Origin of the sequence: Streptomyces sp. NRRL WC-3618 (genome assembly GCF_001280005.1) — a bacterium.
In the GTDB taxonomy this organism is placed as follows: Bacteria; Actinomycetota; Actinomycetes; order Streptomycetales; family Streptomycetaceae; genus Streptomyces.
On record NZ_LGDW01000497.1, the window covers coordinates 1 to 19,484 of the forward strand.

Annotated in this window: 15 protein-coding genes; 5 read left to right on the forward strand and 10 right to left on the reverse strand. The window is 70.5% G+C overall.

What is annotated here, in order from left to right:
- Positions 1 to 29: 29 nt before the first annotated feature.
- Positions 30 to 2,015, forward strand: coding sequence for an N-acetylmuramoyl-L-alanine amidase (locus tag ADL01_RS40545; protein ID WP_053747117.1), 1,986 nt, complete (start codon positions 30 to 32; stop codon positions 2,013 to 2,015).
- A gap of 51 nt (positions 2,016 to 2,066) precedes the next feature.
- Here ADL01_RS40545 and ADL01_RS40550 read toward each other — a convergent pair whose 3' ends face one another.
- The 7 genes from ADL01_RS40550 to ADL01_RS40580 form a co-directional block, all read right to left on the reverse strand.
- Complete coding sequence (locus ADL01_RS40550; protein ID WP_053747118.1) at positions 2,067 to 2,564, reverse strand: hypothetical protein; 498 nt, start codon at positions 2,562 to 2,564, stop codon at positions 2,067 to 2,069.
- A 63-nt stretch (positions 2,565 to 2,627) separates the two neighbouring features.
- Positions 2,628 to 3,251 carry a CGNR zinc finger domain-containing protein gene (locus ADL01_RS40555; RefSeq protein WP_053747119.1) on the reverse strand — a complete coding sequence of 208 codons (624 nt, stop codon included), beginning with the start codon at positions 3,249 to 3,251 and terminating at the stop codon, positions 2,628 to 2,630.
- Positions 3,252 to 3,352: 101 nt separating this feature from the next.
- Positions 3,353 to 3,595, reverse strand: a complete 243-nt coding sequence (locus tag ADL01_RS40560) for a DUF397 domain-containing protein (RefSeq protein ID WP_053747135.1) — start codon at positions 3,593 to 3,595, stop codon at positions 3,353 to 3,355.
- 83 nt (positions 3,596 to 3,678) lie between these two features.
- Positions 3,679 to 4,845 (reverse strand): thiolase domain-containing protein, encoded by a 1,167-nt coding sequence (locus tag ADL01_RS40565; RefSeq protein ID WP_053747120.1) that lies wholly within the window; start codon positions 4,843 to 4,845, stop codon positions 3,679 to 3,681.
- Complete coding sequence (locus ADL01_RS40570) at positions 4,835 to 5,893, reverse strand: thiolase domain-containing protein (protein WP_053747121.1); 1,059 nt, start codon at positions 5,891 to 5,893, stop codon at positions 4,835 to 4,837. Before ADL01_RS40570 ends, ADL01_RS40565 begins: the two co-directional genes overlap by 11 nt.
- The gene (locus ADL01_RS40575) at positions 5,890 to 6,837 is read right to left on the reverse strand and encodes a Zn-ribbon domain-containing OB-fold protein (protein WP_053747122.1); all 948 of its coding nucleotides are present in this window, start codon (positions 6,835 to 6,837) and stop codon (positions 5,890 to 5,892) included. The genes ADL01_RS40570 and ADL01_RS40575 overlap by 4 nt, the downstream gene beginning before the upstream one ends.
- Positions 6,838 to 6,858: 21 nt before the next feature.
- Entirely contained in the window at positions 6,859 to 7,659 is an 801-nt protein-coding gene (locus ADL01_RS40580; protein ID WP_053747123.1) for a crotonase/enoyl-CoA hydratase family protein, read from the reverse strand.
- Between the two features lie 194 nt (positions 7,660 to 7,853).
- Between ADL01_RS40580 and ADL01_RS40585 the strand changes: the two genes are divergently transcribed.
- The 3 genes from ADL01_RS40585 (at position 7,854) to ADL01_RS40595 (ending at position 12,374) form a co-directional block, all read left to right on the forward strand.
- Positions 7,854 to 9,473, forward strand: coding sequence for an acyl-CoA synthetase (locus ADL01_RS40585; protein WP_053747124.1), 1,620 nt, complete (start codon positions 7,854 to 7,856; stop codon positions 9,471 to 9,473).
- Between the two features lie 174 nt (positions 9,474 to 9,647).
- Positions 9,648 to 11,612 carry a hypothetical protein gene (locus ADL01_RS40590; protein WP_053747125.1) on the forward strand — a complete coding sequence of 655 codons (1,965 nt, stop codon included), beginning with the start codon at positions 9,648 to 9,650 and terminating at the stop codon, positions 11,610 to 11,612.
- 195 nt (positions 11,613 to 11,807) lie between these two features.
- Entirely contained in the window at positions 11,808 to 12,374 is a 567-nt protein-coding gene (locus ADL01_RS40595; RefSeq protein ID WP_053747126.1) for a cysteine hydrolase family protein, read from the forward strand.
- 3 nt (positions 12,375 to 12,377) lie between these two features.
- Here the strand turns inward: ADL01_RS40595 and ADL01_RS40600 are convergent, their stop codons facing one another.
- Entirely contained in the window at positions 12,378 to 13,877 is a 1,500-nt protein-coding gene (locus ADL01_RS40600) for an acyl-CoA synthetase (protein WP_053747127.1), read from the reverse strand.
- A 112-nt stretch (positions 13,878 to 13,989) separates the two neighbouring features.
- Between ADL01_RS40600 and ADL01_RS40605 the strand changes: the two genes are divergently transcribed.
- Positions 13,990 to 16,425, forward strand: a complete 2,436-nt coding sequence (locus tag ADL01_RS40605) for a penicillin acylase family protein (protein WP_053747128.1) — start codon at positions 13,990 to 13,992, stop codon at positions 16,423 to 16,425.
- A gap of 129 nt (positions 16,426 to 16,554) precedes the next feature.
- Here ADL01_RS40605 and ADL01_RS40610 read toward each other — a convergent pair whose 3' ends face one another.
- Positions 16,555 to 18,129: an acyl-CoA synthetase gene (locus ADL01_RS40610; RefSeq protein ID WP_053747129.1), complete on the reverse strand. Its 1,575-nt coding sequence runs from the start codon at positions 18,127 to 18,129 to the stop codon at positions 16,555 to 16,557.
- Positions 18,130 to 18,137: 8 nt separating this feature from the next.
- Positions 18,138 to 19,265, reverse strand: coding sequence for an NAD(P)H-dependent flavin oxidoreductase (locus ADL01_RS40615; RefSeq protein ID WP_053747130.1), 1,128 nt, complete (start codon positions 19,263 to 19,265; stop codon positions 18,138 to 18,140).
- Positions 19,266 to 19,484 lie beyond the last annotated feature (219 nt).

A 19,484-nucleotide genomic window follows, 5' to 3' on the forward strand; every position in this document is an offset into this window, starting at 1 on the left:
CCCACACCCGCCCGCCCCCGGAGGCCGCAATGCGAGGACACGCCACCGACCCCGCCCTCCCCACCGATCCCGGGCCCAGACGCCCACGTCTGCGCAGAGCCGCCGGGGCAGTCGTCCCGGCGGCTCTTCTGCTGCCGCTGCTGGGCGCGGCCCCGGCCGACAGCGGCGCCTCGGCCACCCGGTTGCAGCACGCCTTCGCCACGGCCGCTGACCAGTACCACGTGCCGCAGAGTGTCCTGCTCGCCGTCTCCTACCTCCAGTCCCGCTGGGACACGCACGCCGGGGCGCCCAGCGTCACCGGCGGCTACGGTCCGATGCACCTCACCGACGCCCGGACCGCCCTCGCAAAGGCCCCGCACCACAGCGAGGGCACGGAGGACGCGCGCGGCGACAGTGCCCGGCCGGCCCTGCACCCCACCACCGAGGTGCCGACGCAGGACGAACTCCCGCCCCGGCTGCGCACGTTGACGAAGGCGGCCGGGCTGACCGGCCTGCCCGCCGAGCAGCTGCGCACCGACCCGGCCGCCAACGTGGCCGGCGGCGCCGCGCTGCTGGCCGCCACCCAGTACGACCTGGCCGAGCCGCTGAGCGCCGACCCGGCGGACTGGTACGGCGCGGTGGCCCGCTTCTCCGGCGCCGACGACAGCGCGACGGCGGCGGCGTACGCCGACGAGGTGTTCGACGTACTGCGCACCGGCGAGAAGCGCACGACCGACGAGGGACAGCGGGTCGCCCTCGCCGCGCGCCCCGAACTGGCCCCCGACACCGCCCAGTTGAAGCGGACCGGGCTGCGGAAGGTGTCCGCCGCGGGCACCGAGTGCCCGTCGACGGTGTCCTGCGAGTGGATTCCGGCGCCGTACGAGCAGTTCGGCGAGGGCGACTACGGCAACCACGACCTGGGCGACCGGCCGGCCGCCCAGAGCATCCGGTACATCGTCATCCATGACACCGAGGGCGCCTGGAACGGCGTACTGAACATGGTCCAGGACCCGACCTACGTGTCCTGGAACTACACGCTGCGCTCGACGGACGGGCACATCGCGCAGCATGTGAAGGCGAAGGACGTGGCCTGGCACGCGGGCAACTGGTACATCAACTCCAAGTCGATCGGGCTGGAGCACGAGGGGTTCCTCGCGAATCCGGACGCCTGGTACACGGAGTCGATGTACCGGGCGTCGGCCCGGCTGGTGACGTACCTGGCGGCCGAGTACGGCATCCCGCTGGACCGGCAGCACATCCTCGGCCATGACACCGTGCCGGGGCCGACCACGTCGACGGTTTCCGGTATGCACACCGACCCGGGCCCGTACTGGGACTGGCAGCACTACTTCTCCCTGCTGGGCCACCCCTTCGAGCGCATGGCTCACCTGCGGGGCGACAGCCCGGTGGTGACGATCCGGCCGGACTACACGTCGAACCGGCCGACGTACACGGGCTGTGCCACGTCGGGCCAGGCGTGCGCGGTGCACGGGTCGAGCGAGGTGCGACTGTACTCGCAGCCGGACACGTCGTCGGAGCTCGTCAAGGACATCGGCACGCACCCGTCGGGCGGCATCTCGTCGATCGACGTCAACGACGTCGGGGCGCGGGCCTCCACCGGCCAGCAGTACGTGGTCGCGGAGCGCAGGGGTGACTGGACGGCGATCTGGTATCTGGGCCAGAAGGCCTGGTTCCAGAACCCCGCCGCGAACCCGACAGCGGTGAGCGCCGTCGGCGCGGTCGTGACGCCGAAGGACGGTCTGACGGAGATCCCGGTGTACGGGAGGGCGTACCCCGAGGCCTCGGCATATCCGGCGGGCGTGCCGGTCCAGGCGGTCTCGCCACTGTCGTACAAGCTGCCCGCGGGCCAGGAGTACGTGGCCGGGGAGAAGGTGCCGGGCGAGTACGACTACGCCACCACCTTCGACACGGCCGCGCACCGGGTCGTGGTCGGCACGGATCAGTACTACGAGATCCAGTTCGGCCACCGGGTGGCGTTCGTCCGGGCGGCGGACGTCCGGCTCACACTGTCCTGAGCCACCGACGACAGAGGCGCGGGGCGAGGCCCCGCACCTCTGCGTGTCGTTTCAGGCCGTCTGGAAGAGCTCCGCCGGCAGGGGCTTCAGCAGGGCGTACAGGTCGTCGGTGATCGGTCGGTCCCAGGCCGCGATGGTCACCAGGACGTTGTCGCTGCGGTCGAACTGCACACAGGCGATGCGGCCCTCGGAGAGCTTGAGGCGGCGCACGATCAGGAGGTTGTCGCCCTGCATCACCGGTACGTCCTCGGTGCCGACGACGGTGACCTCCTCGTCGTTCTCCAGGGCCAGCAGCAGCTGGGCCACCTCGAACGGGACCTCGTCCTCGGCGAGGTCACGGGCCGGGGAGCCCTCCGGCAGGTTGCCGATGACCATCGCGGGGCCACGGCCGCCGAACAGGTCGTAGCGCAGGAACACGCCTTGGCAACTGCCGTCGGGGGCGGGCAGGAGGCCCGCGCCGAGATTGCCGGGCCAGTCGCCCGGATCCATGGCCAGAACATCGAAGTCAGGGCCGGCGGGAGTGGCGCTGCGGCGACGGAGGAACGACATACGGCAATGGTACGTGTCCGGCCGAACCTCGTGTCCCACGGGCGGCGTCACTACAGCAGAGCTCTAGCTCGCCTGCTTGTGCCGCTCGTGGTGCCGGGCGACGCGGGCCCGGTTCCCGCAGGCCGGTCTGCACCACTCCTGACGTGGATGTTCCTTGAGGAAGTAGCGCACGCAGCGCGGAGCGTGGCAGGCCCGCAGCCGTTCCCGGTCCGCGCCGGCGAGAAAGGCCACGGCTGCCTGCGCGAGCAGGGCGACGATCTCCGCCTCGCCGCGTACGCCCTGGTGGCGTACGACGGGTTCGGCGTCGTCGGCCCAGGCGAGCACCGGGACGGTGGGGACACGGGCCGCCGCCTCGTTGAGCAGGCGCAGCGCCTCGGCCAGGGGCAGCAGCCGTGCCGCGTCCGCCGCGCTCGGTTCCCCGGGCCGTACAGCGCGGGCGAAGAGGGTTCGCACGGCGGCACGCAGTTCCCGTACGGCCCTCAGCGCCGCCTCGTCGGCGACGAAGCCGTCGGCGACGGGCAGGGTGTCGCGGTGGGCGCGCACCCAGGTGGTGAGGCCCGCGGTGTCGGTGAGGTCGTCGGCGATGCCGCCGTCGCCGCCGTGGCGGACGGTGAGGGCGAGGTCGAGGGCGAGCCGTGCGTCGCCGCTGATGTCGCTGGTGATGTCCTTGTTGATCAGGTCCCGCATGGCGCTAATGCTAGTCCCAGAGGTATCCATTAGCACCGCAGGGGCGGCCCTGTCGTTCGGGGCAGCCCCTGCCGCAGCTCCACCGCAAGGGCGACGCGGTCTCAGGTCAGGTCGAATTCCCCTTCCCGTGCCCCCGAGACGAACGCGCCCCACTCCGCGGGCGTGAAAATCAGGGAAGGGCTGTGCGGGCGGCCACTGTTGCGCATCGCGATGAACCCCTCGACAAAGGCGATCTGGACATCCCCTCGCCCACTGCTGCTCGACTGCCAGTCGGCTTTGCTGAGGTCCAGTTCCGGCTTGTCCCAGCCCGCGAGCGGGTGCTCCTGGATCGTGCTCTCGGCCACGTCCGTGCTCCTCCCGGTTTCGTCGTCCGCGGCCAGCCTAGCCATCGGCTCCTGCCGCCGACAGGCCACGTGAGGGGGACGCTTCAGGAGGTGGGCGGTTCGCTGCCGACGAGCCACATGGAAAAGAACTGGGAGCCACCGCCGTAGGCGTGCCCGAGGACCCTGCGGGCCCCGTCCACCTGGTGTTCTCCGGCCAGCCCGCGCACCTGGAGAGCTGCTTCCGCGAAACGGATCATGCCCGAGGCGCCGATCGGGTTGGTCGACAGGACGCCGCCCGACATGTTGACGGGCAGGTCCCCGTCGAGCTCGGTGACCCCGGCCTCGGTGAGTTTCCAGCCCTCGCCCTCGGCGGCGAAGCCGAGGTTCTCCAGCCACATGGGCTCGTACCAGGAGAACGGTACGTACATCTCGACGGCGTCGATGTCCCGGCGCGGGTCGGCGATCCCGGCCTGCCGGTACACGTCGGCAGCGCAGTCCCGGCCCGCCTGCGGCGACACGGCGTCCTTGCCCGCGAAGAGGGTGGGTTCGCTGCGCATCGCGCCGCCGTGCAGCCAGGCGGGCCGGCGCGGTGAACGGGCGGCTCCGGCGCGGTCGGTGAGGATCATCGCGACAGCGCCGTCAGAGGAGGGGCAGGTCTCGGAGTAGCGGATCGGGTCCCACAGCATCGGCGAGGCCTGGACCTTCTCCAGCGTGATGTCGTGCTCGTGCAGATGCGCGTACGGGTTCAGCAGCGCGTTGCGGCGGTCCTTGTACGCGACCAGCGAGCCGACCGTGTCGGGGGCACCGCTGCGTCGCATGTACGCGCGCACGTGCGGGGCGAAGAACCCGCCCGCCCCGGCGAGCAGCGGCTGCTGGAAGGGGATCGGCAGGGAGAGTCCCCACATGGCGTTCGATTCGGACTGTTTCTCGTAGGCCAGGGTCAGGACGGTGGCGTGGACGCGGGAGCGGACGAGGTTCGTGGCGACGAGGGCCGTGGAACCGCCGACCGAGCCCGCCGTGTGCACGCGCAGCATCGGTTTGCCGACCGCGCCGAGCGCGTCGGCGAGATACAGCTCGGGCATCATGACGCCCTCGAAGAAGTCGGGTGCCTTGCCGATGACGACGGCGTCGATGTCGGCCCACGTCAACTCGGCGTCCGCGAGGGCGCGTTGGGCTGCTTCGCGGACCAAGCCGGCCATCGACACGTCCCGGCGGGCGGCGACATGCCTCGTCTGGCCGATCCCGACGACCGCCACGGGCTCACTGGGCATGACGGGGCTCCCCTTCGAGTACGGCGACCAGGTTCTGCTGGAGGCAGGGCCCGGAGGTGGCGTGGGCGAGGGCCCGGTCGGACTCGCCCCGGTGGATTCGAGCGGCGGCCTCGCCGATGCGGATGAGCCCGGCGGCCATGATCGGGTTGGCGGCGAGGGCACCCCCCGAGGGGTTCACCCGGACCCCGTCACCCAGCCGGAGCGCCTTCCTGAGGACGACCTCCTGGGAGGTGAACGGGGCGTGCAACTCGGCGGTGTCCACGGGCCGTTCGAAGGCGCCGGCCTTCTCGGCGGCGAGCCGCGTCGACGGTGAGTCGGTCAGTTCACGGACGCCGAGCGAGTGTGCCTCGATGCGGTGGTCGATGCCCCGGATCCAGGCGGGCCGCTCGCACAGTTCCCGGGCGCGTTCACCGGCCGCGAGGATCACGGCGGCGGCCCCGTCGCCGATCGGCGGGCAGTCGCCGGTACGCAGCGGATGGACGACGTAGTCCCCGTGCGGTACCGAACCCCGCAGCTGTGCGTGGGAGTTGTCCTGTGCGTCGGCCCGGCTGCGGGCGGCGACGGCGGCGAGCGCGGGCTCGTCCGTGTAGCCCTCGTCGATGAGGGCCTGCGCCTGGAGCGCGGCGAGCGCCACGGAGTCGGGCCACAGGGGAGCCACGTAGTACGGGTCGAGCTGCCGGGTCAGGACGTCCCGCACCGAGCCCGGCGAGGACTTGCCGTAGGAGTACACGAGTGCCGTGTCGGCGTCGCCGGTCAGCAGCTTGGTCCACGCCTCGTACAGCGCCCATGCCCCGTCCATCTCCACGTGCGACTCGGAGATCGGCGGCCAGGCACCCACCCCGTCGAGCGCCAGGGTGAAGGAGAAGGCGCGGCCGGCGAGGTAGTCGGAGGAGCCGGAGCAGGTGAAGCCGATGTCGCTGGTCTTCAGCCCCGTCCGGTCGAGCACCTCGTGCAGCACCGGCATCAGCATCTCGACCTCGGAGAGTTCCTCGCTGGTGCGCCGGTGATCGGTCTGTGCGAAGGCGACGACGGCGATCTCGCGTGTCACAGGAGCTCCTTGTACGTCTCGTAGTCCGCGTCGGGTTCGCCGGTGGGCCGGTAGTGGTCGGGGTAGCGGCCCCCTTCCGTCCACACAGGTTCGACGCGCAGCCCCATCCGGACCTGGTCGTAGGGGATGCCGCCGATCCGGCCGTGCAGGGCGAGGCCGGCGCCGTCGAGGGCGATGTGCGCGTAGACGTAGGGCACTTCGATGTCGAGGTTGCGGGCCTTGATGTTGACGATGCAGTACGTGGTGACCGTGCCCCCGGGGCCCACCTCGACCTGTTCGGCGGTGGCGACACCGCAGGTGGGGCACGCGCCCCTGGGCGGGACGTACACCTTCCGGCAGGAGGGGCAGCGCTCGCCGACGATCCGCCGCTCGGCGAGGGCGTTGATGTAGTCGGTCTGGGCGCGGCCGGGCGAGTAGGTGTAGTCGAGGCGGGCCTCGGCGACGATGCCGGTCACCATGGACGCGAACTGCCCGTCGTGGCCGGACACTTCACTGCCGCTCGCGCTGTCGTGCGGCTCGAAGCAGGCGATGTCCGTGATCGCGCCGGAGCGCTGTGCCGCCCAGCGGACGCGGACGCGCATTCCGGTGTGGACGGCGTCGGGGCCGGGTGCGTCGAGGGCGTGCAGGAGGGCCGTGTCGGCGCCGTCGAGCCTGACCAGGACCCAGGCGAAGGGTGTGTCCAGGGGCTGGCCCCGGCGCGGGTCGGGGTTCCAGGCCCAGGTGGTGACGGTGCCGGTGGGGGCGACCTGCACGAGGTCGCGCAGTTCGTCGGCGGTCACCGGGTCGTACTCGACAGGTGGGACGAGGGTGCGGCCGTCGGCGGTGCGGACGCCGAGGACGACCTGTTCGCGCAGACCGGTCAGGAAGGCGCTCTGGACGGGGCCCAGGGAGCGGGTGAAGGGGAATTCGACGACGAGGGGGGCTTTGAGGACTTCGGTGGTCATCCCGGGGGCTCCTTCGCGTACTCAGGCGCGCCGGTAGACCGGGGGGCGCTTCTCGGCGAAGGCACGGGTGCCTTCCTTGGCGTCGGCGGTGTCGAAGATCGGCCAGCCGCGCTTGAGTTCGGCGGCGAGGCCTTCGGTCTCGGTCAGTTCGGCGGTCTCGTAGACGGACGCCTTCACCGCTTCCACGGCGAGGGGGCCGCAGGCGTTGACGCGTTCGGCGATCTCCAGGGCCTTGTCGAGGGCGGTTCCGTCGGGGACGACGTGTCCGATCAGGCCGATCGCGGCGGCCTCCTGGGCGCTGTAGGGGCGTGCGGTGAGCAGCATTTCCAGGGCGTGGGTGCGGGGGATCTGCCGTTGGAGGCGGACGGTGGAGCCGCCGATCGGGAAGAGGCCGCGTTTGACCTCGAAGAGTCCGAAGGTCGCCGACTCGCCCGCGACGCGGATGTCGGTGCCCTGGATGATCTCGGTGCCGCCGGCGACGCAGTACCCCTCGATCGCGGCGATCACCGGTTTGCGGGGGCGGTGGTGGCGCAGCATGGCCTTCCAGTGCAGGTCGGGGTCGGCCTTGAGCCGGTGGCGGTACTCCTCTCCCTCCAGACCGCTTCCGGCCAGGGCCTTCAGATCCATTCCGGCGCAGAAGGCGCCGCCGGCTCCGGTGAGCACGATCGAGCGGACGGTGTCGTCCTCGTCCGCCTCGACCCAGCCGTCGTACAGCCCGACGAGCATCGGCAGCGAGAGCGCGTTCTTGGCTTCCGGCCGGTTGAGCGTGAGCACCAGCGTGGCGTTCTCACGCCGGACGGTCAGGTGTTCCGTGCCACCCATCGCCCATCTCCCCTCTGAAAGAACGAGAACAGGTGAAAGAACGAGAACAGGTTGCAGGAGCGGAGGAAGCACTTCAAGGGTTTTCTGACAGGTAGTCAGATTTCTTCGACGCTGCCCCTTCACACTTGCCGCGCCCTTTGCTCTGATGACCGCGAGCCGACAACCGCCAGGGATGCCCGGGGTCAGGAGGAGCGGTGGAGTACAACCTTGCCGACCTGTTCGAGTCGGTCGTGGATGTGGTGCCGGACCGTGCTGCGCTCGTGTATCTCGACCATCCCGGCTCGGGCGCGGAACGCCGCCTGAGTTACGCGGAGTTGGACGCCGCCGCCAACCGGGTCGCCCATCATCTGATCGACAGCGGGATACGCCCCGGCGAGCATCTGGGCCTGCATCTCTACAACGGGGTGGAGTACCTCCAGACCGTGCTGGGCTGCCTCAAGGCGCGGATCGTTCCGGTCAACGTCAACTACCGCTATGTGGAAGAGGAGTTGGTGTACCTCTATCGGGACGCCGACCTCGCCGCCCTGGTCTTCGACGCGGAGTTCACGGAGCGGGTGGCGGCCGCCCGGCCCCGGGCCACGGCATTGCGGCACCTGATCCGGGTGGGCGAACCGGCTGCGGGGGCACCCGAGTTGGATGCGGTGCCCTTCGCCGAGGCGGAGGCGGCCGGCTCCCCGGAACGGGGTTTCGCGGACCGCTCGGGCGACGACCAGTTCATCATCTACACCGGGGGCACCACCGGCATGCCCAAGGGTGTCATGTGGCGTCAGGAGGACCTGTTCTTCTCCGGACTGGGCGGTGGCGCCCCCACCGGCGAGCCGGTCAAGTCGCCGCAGGAGCTGGCCGAGCGGGTCGCGGCCGGCGGCGAGGGGATCACCTTCTTCCCCACTCCCCCGCTGATGCACGGCACCTCGACGCTGACCGCCTTCATCGGCTTCAACTTCGGGCAACGGGTGGTGATCCACCGCAAGTTCACCCCCGAGGACGTGCTGCGCACGATAGAGAAAGAACAGGTCAACAGCGTGTCCTTGGTGGGCGACGCCATGCTGCGGCCACTGATCGACGCCCTGAGCGGGCCCATGAAGGACACGGACTGCTCGTCCCTGTTCAGCGTCTCGTCGTCCGGCGCGATCATGTCGGAGACGGTGCGTGCCCAGTTCCAGGCCCTGGTCCCGAACGTGATGCTGCTGAACAACTTCGGGTCGTCGGAGTCCGGCTTCAACGGTACGGCGACCGAGGACTCGGGCCCCGAGCGGGGCTTCCGCATCCGCGTCAACTCCCGCACCCAGGTGGTGGATCCGGCCACCCACGAGCCGGTGCCGGCGGGCGAGGTGGGCCGGATCGCGCAGTGCGGCCACGTACCGCTCGGTTACTACAACGACGAGCGGAAGACAGCGGAGACCTTCTTCGAGAAGGACGGCGAGCGGTGGGTGCTCCTCGGCGACATGGCGACGGTCGACGAGGAGGGCGTCGTCACCGTCCTCGGGCGGGGCTCGCAGTGCATCAACACCGGTGGCGAGAAGGTGTATCCGGAGGAGGTCGAGCAGGCTCTCAAGTCCCATCCGGACGTGTACGACGCGCTGGTGGCCGGAGTTCCGGACGCGAAGTGGGGCAACCATGTGGCGGCGGTGGTGCAGTTGCGGGAGGGAGCGCCGCGGCCCTCGCTGGAGGAGGTCCAGTCCTACTGCCGTTCACAGCTGGCCGGTTACAAGATTCCCCGGCAGCTGGTGATCACCGAGACGATACGGCGGTCACCCAGCGGCAAGGCGGACTACCGCTGGGCCAAGGAGGTTGCCGTCGGGGCGGACCGGTGAGGCGGGAGGCCGCGCCTGGCCGGTGGGCCGACCGGGGTTGACGGGCGTACTCTGTGCGCGCGGTTGACCCGGGGTTGAACGGAGGGTGACGCGGGGACGTACGCGAGGTCGGCGGCCCTGCCCTGCGAGCCCGGTCCGCCGTGCCATCAGCGCTCCGCACGGAAGGACCCACGGGTGTCGCACCACACGCCCCCTCGTCAACTGCCCGACACGGACGCGGACGCGTTGGACGGGACCACAGCCGAGGAGGCCTCGCGCGCTCCCGCAGTGAACGACACCGACCCCGGCACCCCGGCGGACGTGCCGGGCGGGCGCCCTTCGGCGGAGGAGACGGCCGACAGCGCGGAAGACGGGAAGGCGCCCGGCAAGGCCCTAATCCCCCGCGCGGCTGTGGCCGCCGACGACGAACCCGCCGACGCGGCGGCCCCCGACCACCCGTCCGCCGACGAACCCGGCCCGAGCAGCGCCACCTCCCCCTCTGCCCGCCCCGGCTGGTTCGGCTGGCGCCGTCGTTTCCCGCGCGCCGCACGTGCCGTGCGGGTGGGCACGAGTGTCCTGGCCGGTGTCCTGGTGGTCGTCGTGCTCCTCATACCCAACCGCCTCGACCGGATCACCGCCGAGTCGTTCCTCCGTCTGCCTGTCGAGGCGATCTTCCTCGCGGCTGTCCTGCTCGTACTGCCGGCGAAGGCACGGCGGATCACGGCCCTCGTCCTGGGGGCGTTCCTCGGGCTGTCCACCGTCCTGAAGTGTCTCGACATGGGCTTCTACCAGACCCTGGCCCGGCCGTTCGACCTGGTCTTCGACTGGGTGCTGCTCAACGACGCGGCGGATTTCCTGAAGGACTCGCTCGGTCGCTCGGGTGAGGTGCTCTCGGTGATCGGCGTGATCGTCCTGCTGATCGCCGTGCTCATGGTGAGCGCGCTCGCGCTGGTGCGGCTGGCCGACGTGATGGCCCGGCACCGCCCCGTGGCCGTGCGCGGCACGCTGGTTCTCGGCACCGCGTGGATCGTCTGCTTCACCATGGGCGTGCAGACCGGTGGTGTGACGATCGCGACCAAGGGCTACACCCAGTACCTCACCAACCGTGTGCAGTACGTCCGCGAGGGCCTCGGGGACGCCGATGTCTTCGACAAGCAACTCCACGTCGACGCCTTCGCCGACACGCCGTCCGACCGGCTGCTGACCGGGCTGCGCGGCAAGGACGTGCTGTTCACCTTCATCGAGAGTTACGGCCGGGTGGCGATCGACGACCCGGCGATGGCACCGGAGATCGACACGACGCTCAAGCAGGGCGACGCCAGGCTCAGGTCGGCCGGCTTCGCGGCGCGCAGCGGCTGGCTCACGTCGCCCGTGACGGGCGCCGGCAGCTGGCTCGCCCACACGACGTTCCTGTCCGGTCTGTGGATCAAGAACCAGCAGCGGTACCGGACCACGACCACCAGTGACCGCGCCACGCTCACCAGCTACTTCCGCAAGACCGGCGACTGGCGCACGGTCGGCATCGTCCCGGGCGTGCGGAAGGCCTGGCCCGAGGGCACGTACTTCGGCCTCGACCACATCTACGACTCCACACACCTCGGCTACCAGGGTCCGTACTTCAGCTGGACCCCGGTGCCGGACCAGTTCAGCCTGGAGGCCTTCCAGAAGCTGGAGCACGGCAAGAAGAACCGCGACCCGATCATGGCGGAGATCATCCTGGCCTCCAGCCACAACCCCTGGTCCCCCATCGCCCACACCATCGACTGGAAGGACCTCGGGGACGGTTCGGTCTTCGAGAAGATCAAGAAGGAGGGCACGAACCCCACGGAGGTCTGGAAGAGCGCCAAGCGCGTACGGACCGAGTACCGCAAGGCCATCCAGTACTCCCTGGACAGCCTGACCCAGTGGGTCCAGCGCTACGGCGACGACAACACGGTCCTCGTCTTCCTCGGCGACCACCAGCCCGTCCCGACGGTCACGGGGGGCAGCACCAGCAGGGACGTGCCGGTCACCATCGTCGCCCGCGACCCGAAGGTGCTGGACCGCGTCGCCGACTGGGGTTGGACGGAGGGGCTCAAGCCGGCGGCCAACGCCCCCAAGTGGCGCATGGACCAGTTCCGGAACCGCTTCATGACGGCGTACGGGCCGGCGAAGAAGTAGCGCCGTCCGCACCGAGGAACGGCTCGACCACCGCGAGGAACTCTTCCGGCCGCGCCTCGTCGGCCGGGGCGGGTCGAGCGGCACCACCGGACGCCCGTCGATCATGGAAGTGCCAGTTCAGGGGCCGTTGTCAGTGGTCGGTTCTAGTGTGGGTGGCGAGATCGGATTCGCGCCGACGAGACGAAGAGGTTTGCCATGACGACTCTGCCCGACCGCCCGAACAGCGCGCTGCTCATCATCGACGTCCAGAACCAGGTGGTGGAGGGCGCCCACAACCGCGACGCGGTGCTCGCGAACATCAACACCCTCGTCGACAAGGCTCGCGCGCACAACGTGCCCGTGGTGTGGGTGCAGCACTCCAGCGACGAGCTGAAGACGGGCAGCGAAGGCTGGGAGTACGTGCCGGAACTGGTCCGCCGCGACTCCGAGCCCCTCGTCCACAAGGAATACGGCGACTCCTTCGAGGCCACGGAGCTGGAGGACGTCCTCGCCGAGCGCGGGGTCGGGCGACTGGTCGTCACGGGCGCCCAGACGGACGCGTGTGTCCGCTCGACCCTGCACGGCGGCATGGTGCGCGGGTACGACGTGACGCTCGTCGGCGACGCCCACACCACGGAGGACCTCACGAAGTACGGTGCTCCGAAGCCGGCCGAGGTGATAGCGCACACCAACCTCTACTGGCAGTTCCAGACCGCCCCCGGGCGCAAGGCGGGGACGGTCAGTACTGCGGATGTCACCTTCGCCGCCGCCGATGAGGGCTGACGATCAGGAGTCCGCGAACCGGTCCCTCAGCTCCCGCTTCAGGATCTTCCCGCTGGCGTTGCGCGGCAGCTCGTCCACGAACACGACCCTCTTCGGTGCCTTGAAGTGGGCGAGCCGCTCGCGGGCGTGGGCGATGAGTTCCGACTCCGTAACCTCGCCGCGAGGGACGACGACCGCCGTGACGGCCTCGATCCAGCGCTCGTTGGGAAGGCCGACGACGGCCGCCTCGGCGACCGACGGGTGGGTGTAGAGGGCGTCCTCAACCTGGCGTGAGGCGATCAGTACGCCACCGGAGTTGATGACGTCCTTCACCCGGTCGACGACGGTGTAGTAGCCGTCGGCGTCCCGGACGGCCAGGTCACCGGAGTGGAACCAGCCGTCCTGGAAAGCGGCGGCCGTCTCCTCGGGCTTGTCCCAGTAGCCCTCGCACAACTGCGGTGAACGGTAGACGACTTCGCCGGGTGTCCCGTCGGGGACTTCCGCGCCCTTCTCGTCCACCACCCGTGCGTCCACGAACAGCACCGGGCGTCCGCAGGAGTCCAGCCGGCCCTTGTGTTCGAAGGGCCCGAGAACCATGGCGAGGGGGCCGATCTCGCTCTGGCCGAAGCAGTTGTAGAAGTGGAGTTTCGGAAGGCGCTCGCGCAGCCGCTCCAGGATCGGGACCGGCATGATCGACGCGCCGTAGTACGCCTTGCGCAGTCCGCTCAGGTCGCGGGTCGCGAAGTCGGGGCGGCCCGCGAGAGCGATCCACACGGTCGGCGGCGCGAACAGGCTGTCCGCCCCGCCGGACTCCACGAGGTCGAGGATCGTGTCGCCGTCCGGTGCGTCGAGAATGATGTTCGTGGCGCCGACCGCGAGATACGGCAGCAGGAACACGTGCATCTGCGCCGAGTGGTACAGGGGCAGCGCGTGCACGGGCCGGTCCCCGGGGCTCAGATCCAGGGCGGAGATCGCGCTCAGGTACTCGTGCACCAGAGATCGGTGGGTCATCATCGCGCCCTTGGGCAGCGCGGTGGTCCCGGACGTGTACAGGAGCTGTACCAGGTCCTCGGTGCGCGACTCGGGGCCTTCGTGGGGCGCGGTGTCGGCCAGCCGTGCGAGCAGGGAGTCGTCGGCGTCGCGCAGCGGCAGGGTTCGTACGCCGTCGGGGAGCCGGTCGGCCAGGTCCGGGTCGGCCAGGACGAGGGTGCTGCCGGACTGGGCCACGAGGTAGGTGAGGTCGTCGCCGGTCAGGTTCTGGTTGACGGGGACGTGCACGAGTCCGGCGCGGGCGCAGGCGAGGAAGGCGATGAGGTAGGCGTCGGAGTTGTGGCCGTAGGCGGCGACCCGGTCGCCGGGGGCGAGCCCCTCGGCGCGCAGTACGCCGGCCGCGCGGGAGACGGCCTCGTCGAGTTCCCCGTACGTCCAGGCCCGTTCGCGGTACTCGACCGCCATCCGCGCCGGAACGCGCTGGGCGCTGCGCCGCAGCACCCCGTCAACCGTGCTCCCGTATTGCTGCGTCATAGTCCATGATCCTGGTTCCGTCACCGAACGAGGTCAAGCACCGGAGGGGGCCGGGAAACATACCCGTTGGTACGCTCAACCGCCCCTTCCCCCAATGACGTTGGGAGGCACTATGCGTACCCGCAGAAGACGGCTCGTCGTCATGGCCGTCGCATTACTCACCGCCACGACAGCACTGCCCGCCGCCACGGCGCAGAGCAGACCCTCAGAGGCGTCGCAGGCGCCACGAACAGCACAGCAACATCCCTCCCACGGCCGTCTGTCCGCCGTGATCCGCTATACCGAGTACGGCATCCCGCACATCGTCGCGAAGGACTACGCGGACCTCGGCTTCGGCAGCGGCTGGGCTCAGGCCGCCGACCAGGCGTGCGCGCTCGCGGACGGTTTCGTGACCCTGCGCGGCGACCGCTCGCGCTGGTTCGGCCCCGACGCCGAGACGGACTTCTCGCTCTCCGACGCCTCCGACAACCTTTCCAGCGATCTGTACTTCCGTGGGGTGCGGGACAACGGCACGGTGGAGCGGCTGCTCGCCCAGCCGGCGCCGCAGGGCCCGAGCCGGTCCGTCAAGGACCTGATGAACGGCTGGGCGGCCGGCTACAACACCTGGCTGAGGCAGAACCGGGTCACGGACCCGGCCTGCGCGGGCGCCGGCTGGGTCCGGCCCGTGACCGGTCTCGACGTGGCGACCCGCGCCTACGCCCTCGCGGTGCTCGGGGGACAGGGCGGCTTCGTGGACGGGATCACCGCCGCGCGACCGCCGACCGCACCCACCACGCCCACGAAACCGGCGCTCCCGGACGCCGCTGCCGCCGCCAGGGGCGCGCGCGAGCTGTTCGGCATCTCCGACATGGGTTCCAACGCCGTGGCGTTCAACGGCAGTACGACGGCGGGCGGCCGTGGCCTGCTGCTCGGCAACCCGCACTACCCGTGGCAGGGCGGACGCCGGTTCTGGCAGTCCCAGCAGACGATCCCGGGTGAACTGAACGTGGCGGGCGGGTCGTTGCTCGGCTCGCCGACGATCTCCGTCGGGTACAACGCGAACGTGGCGTGGAGCCACACCGTGTCCACGGGTGTGCCATTCAGTCTGCACCAGCTGAAGCTGGACCCCGCCGACCCGACGACGTACCTGGTCGACGGCAGGCCGGAGCGGATGACGCCCCGGCCGGTGACGGTCCCGGTGAAGAACGGCGCGCCGGTGACCCGCACCCAGTGGTGGACCCGCTACGGCCCCGTCGTCCTCTCCCCCGACGGCGAACTCCCGCTGCCCTGGACCACGACGACGGCGTACGCGCTGAACGACCCGAACGCGGCGAACCTGCGGTTCTACGACACCTCGCTCGGTTTCAGCAAGGCGCGCGGCACCGCCGAGGTCCTCCGCTCCCTCGACAGGCACCAGGGCATTCCCTGGGTGAACACCGTCGCCGCCGACTCCGCGGGGCACTCCCTGTTCGCCCAGTCGCAGGTACTCCCCCGGATCACCGACGCGTTGGCGGCAGCCTGTTCGACGCCGCTCGGCAGGGTCACCTACCCGGCGGCGGGGGTCGCGGTCCTCGACGGCTCACGCGCCGACTGCGCCATCGGCGACGATCCGGACGCCGTGGCGCCCGGAATCTTCGGGCCCGCGCGGATGCCGACGCTGAAGGACGCGCCGTACGTCGAGAACTCCAACGACAGCGCGTGGCTGGCCAACCTGGACAAGCCGATCACCGGCTACGAGCGGATCTTCGGTAAGGTCCGCACGGCCGCCTCGCCGCGGACCCGGGGTGCCGTCGCCGATGTGGCGGCGCTGGCCGCGAAGGGCAGGCTGACGGTCGCGGATCTCCAGCGGCAGCAGTTCGCGAACCCGTCGACGACGGGCGCGCTGGCCGCCGCCGACGCGGCCCGGGCCTGTGCGGCGCTGCCGGGCGATACGGCAACCGACAGTGCCGGTACGGCTGTTGACGTCAGTCAGGCGTGCGGTGTGCTGGCGTCCTGGGACCGCACCATGAACCGTGACAGCCGGGGTGCGCTGCTCTTCGACCGGTTCTGGCGCAAGCTGCTGGGCGCCGTGCCGTCCGCGCAACGCTGGAAGGTGCCGTTCTCGGCGGCGGATCCGGTCGGTACCCCCAACACGCTCAACACGGACGCGCCGGGCTTCACCAAGGCCCTCGCCGACGCGGTGACGGAGCTGCGCGTGGCGGGCATCGCGCTGAGCGCCCGGCTCGGGGACCACCAGTACGTCGTACGCCAGGGCCGGCGGATGCCCCTCGGTGGCGGCACCGAGTCCCTGGGCGTGTGGAACAAGATCGAGCCCGTGTGGGACACGGTGAACGGCGGCTACCGGGACAACAAGTTCGGGTCCAGCCACATCCAGGCCGTGGGCTGGGACGGCAGCCGCTGCCCGGTGGCCCGCACGCTGCTGACGTACTCCCAGTCGTCGAATCCCAACTCGCCGCACTTCGCGGACCAGACGCGGCTGTTCTCGGCCGAGAAGTGGGTCAGGGCGAGGTTCTGCGAGAAGGACATCCTGTCGTCGCCCGCGCTGCGGGTGATCCGGGTGCACGGCTGACGAGTCGGCTGATGAGTCGATGGGCTGACGGACGTACGGTCGGTCCGGTGTGGTGTGGTTCCGTCCCTCACCGGGGCGGGGCCACACCGCTGTTCGCACCACTCTTCGCACCGCTGTTCACGCGACCGCTCACACCGGCCGCGTACGGCCCTCCCAGTAGGGGTCGCGCAACCGCCGCTTGTACAGCTTGCCGTTGGGGTCGCGCGGCATGCTCTCGATGAAGTCGACGCTCTTGGGCCGCTTGTACCCGGCGAGCTGGCGGGCGCAGTGGCCGAGGATCTCCGCGGCCAGGTCGGGCCCCGGCACATGTCCGGGTGCCGCTTCCACGACCGCCTTGACCTCCTCGCCCCAGTCGTCGTGGGGGATGCCGAAGGCGGCGGCGTCGGCGACGGCGGGGTGGGCGAGCAGGGCGGCCTCGATCTCGGCGGGGTAGATGTTGACCCCGCCCGAGATGATCATGTCGATCTTGCGGTCCCGGAGGAAGAGGTAGCCGTCCTCGTCCAGGAGGCCCAGGTCGCCGACGGTGAAGAAGTCGCCGATGCGGTTCTTGCGCGTCTTGCCCTCGTCCTTGTGGTAGGCGAAGCCGCCGGTGCTCATCTTCATGTAGACGGTGCCGAGTTCGCCGGGCGGCAGCCGGTTGCCGACGTCGTCGAAGATCGCGAGTTCGCTGATCGGCCAGGCCTTGCCGACCGTGCCGGGCTTCTTCAGCCAGTCCTCGGCGGTCGCGAACGCCCCGCCGCCCTCGCTGGCCGCGTAGTACTCCTCGACGCAGTCGCCCCACCAGTCGATCATGGCCCGTTTCACATGGTCGGGGCAGGGCGCGGCGCCGTGGATGGCGTGCCGCATGGACGACACGTCGTACGCCCGCCGCACCCGCTCCGGCAGCGCGAGGAGGCGGTGGAACTGGGTCGGGACCATATGGGTGTGCGTGCACTTGTGGGCGTCGATGACGCGGAGCATCTCCTCCGGTGTCCACTTGTCCATCAGCACCAGCCGGTGCCCGATGTGCAGGGACGCGCCCGCGAACTGGAGTACGGCCGTGTGGTAGAGCGGCGAGCAGACGAGGTGCGTGTTCCCGTCGAACGGCTTGATGCCGAAGATGCCGAGGAACCCGCCGAGGTAGGCCTCCTCGGGCGGCTTGCCCTGCAACGGGCGCCGGATGCCGCGCGGACGGCCCGTGGTGCCCGAGGTGTAGTTCATGACCCAGCCGAGGGTGCGCTCGTCGGGCGGCGAATCGGGCTGCCCCTCGAAGAGCTGGGTGTACGAGCGGAAGCCGTCGACCTCGCCGACCGCGTACCGCTGCTCCGCCGGGAGCTGTGCCTCGTCGGCGGCGGCGCGTGCCTCGTCGGCGAACCGCTCGTGTGCGACGAGCACCTTGGCGCCGGAGTCGGCGACGATCCAGGCGATCTCGGGCCCGACGAGGTGGTGGTTGACGGGGACGAGATAGAACCCGGCCTGGGAGGCGGCCAGGTACGCCACGAGGAACTCGACACCGTTGGGCAGGACCACGGCGAAGGCGTCACCGCGTCCGAGTCCGGCTGCGCGCAGCCCGTGGACCAGCTGGTTGGTGGCGGCGTGCAGCCGTCCGGCGGTCCACTGCTCACCGTCGGGGGCGATGAGGACCGTGCGCTCCGGGTCGGCGGCGGCCTGTGCCCAGAATCCGATGGGGGTCTCGCTCGCTGTTGCGTTCGCTGGTGCGCTCACTGTTCCGCTCACGACTGGTCGCCCCTTCCGTCGAGGTTCCTTCCCGCGATGCGGTTGACTCGGTTCACAGCCTGTTCGAAGCCGCTGGTCAGCTCGTCGAAGACGGCCTGAACGCTCTGTTCACGGTTCATCCGGCCGACGATCTGGCCGACCGGAGTGCCGAGGAGCGGTTGGACCTCGTACTTCTGGATGCGCGAGATGGCGTCGGCAACGAGCAGACCCTGGAGGGGCATGGGCAGGGTGCCGGGTCCGTCGGCGGAGTCCCACGCGTCGGTCCACTCGGTGCGGAGCTGACGCGCGGGCTTTCCGGTCAGCGCGCGGGAGCGGACGGTGTCGCCGGAGCCGGCCGCGAGCAGCTTCTCGGTGACCGCGCGCGAGTGCATGTCGGCCTCGGTGACGGTCAGCCAGAGGGAGCCCAGCCAGACCCCCTGGGCGCCGAGGGCGAGCGCGGCGGCCACCTGTCTGCCACTGCCGATACCGCCGGCGGCGAGCACCGGCAGCGGGTCGACGGCGTCGACGACTTCGGGGGTCAGCACCATGGAGGCGATCTCGCCGGTGTGGCCGCCCGCCTCGTAGCCCTGGGCGACGACGATGTCGATGCCGCCCTCGGCGTGCTTGCGCGCGTGCCGGGCACTGCCCGCGAGGGCCGCGACGAGCGCCCCCTGGTCGTGCGCGCGGGCCACGACGTCGGCAGGCGGTGAGCCGAGGGCGTTCGCCAGCAGTTTGATCGGGTAGTCGAAGGCCACGTCGAGCTGGCTGCGGGCGACCTGCTCCATCCACCCGGTGATACGCCACCCGGAGGCCTCGCCCTCGGCCAGCTCGGGCACGCCGTACTTGGCGAGGGTCTCCCGGACGAACTGGCGGTGCCCCTCGGGGATCATCGCCTCGACCTCGGCCTCGGTCACCCCTTCGACCTTCCGGGCGGGCATGACGACGTCCAGCCCGTAGGGCCGGCCGTCGACATGCGCCTCGATCCAGTCCAGGTCGCGTTTGAGGTCGTCCGGCGCCGTGTAGCGGACCGCTCCGAGCACCCCGAAACCCCCGGCCCGGCTGATGGCCGCGGCGACGGCGGGGAACGGCGTGAAGCCGAAGACGGCGTGCTCGATTCCCAGTTTCTTGCTCAGCTCCGTCTGCATGGCCGCAGGATGCCGCAGTCCTCCGGACGAGGGAAGACCTTTTCTGATACACCGTCAGATTCTCGGCCACCGACCGCGCGCGACTGGAATACGGTTGACCCACACCTCAGGTGACTCGGAAGGGGCTCCTCGATGACAGAAGAAGCGGCGACGGGCGAGCGGCTGACGCAACGTCAACTGGGCAGATACTCCCTGGCGTTGGGCGGCGCCCTCGCCTTC

What these genes read in the sequence shown, in the direction of transcription:
- ADL01_RS40545 (WP_053747117.1), top strand. Translation starts at nt 30, where the DNA reads ATGCGAGGACACGCCACCGACCCCGCCCTCCCCACCGATCCCGGGCCC.
- ADL01_RS40550 (WP_053747118.1), bottom strand. Translation starts at nt 2,564, where the DNA reads ATGTCGTTCCTCCGTCGCCGCAGCGCCACTCCCGCCGGCCCTGACTTC.
- ADL01_RS40555 (WP_053747119.1), bottom strand. Translation starts at nt 3,251, where the DNA reads ATGCGGGACCTGATCAACAAGGACATCACCAGCGACATCAGCGGCGAC.
- ADL01_RS40565 (WP_053747120.1), bottom strand. Translation starts at nt 4,845, where the DNA reads ATGCCCAGTGAGCCCGTGGCGGTCGTCGGGATCGGCCAGACGAGGCAT.
- ADL01_RS40575 (WP_053747122.1), bottom strand. Translation starts at nt 6,837, where the DNA reads ATGACCACCGAAGTCCTCAAAGCCCCCCTCGTCGTCGAATTCCCCTTC.
- ADL01_RS40580 (WP_053747123.1), bottom strand. Translation starts at nt 7,659, where the DNA reads ATGGGTGGCACGGAACACCTGACCGTCCGGCGTGAGAACGCCACGCTG.
- ADL01_RS40595 (WP_053747126.1), top strand. Translation starts at nt 11,808, where the DNA reads ATGACGACTCTGCCCGACCGCCCGAACAGCGCGCTGCTCATCATCGAC.
- ADL01_RS40600 (WP_053747127.1), bottom strand. Translation starts at nt 13,877, where the DNA reads ATGACGCAGCAATACGGGAGCACGGTTGACGGGGTGCTGCGGCGCAGC.
- ADL01_RS40605 (WP_053747128.1), top strand. Translation starts at nt 13,990, where the DNA reads ATGCGTACCCGCAGAAGACGGCTCGTCGTCATGGCCGTCGCATTACTC.
- ADL01_RS40615 (WP_053747130.1), bottom strand. Translation starts at nt 19,265, where the DNA reads ATGCAGACGGAGCTGAGCAAGAAACTGGGAATCGAGCACGCCGTCTTC.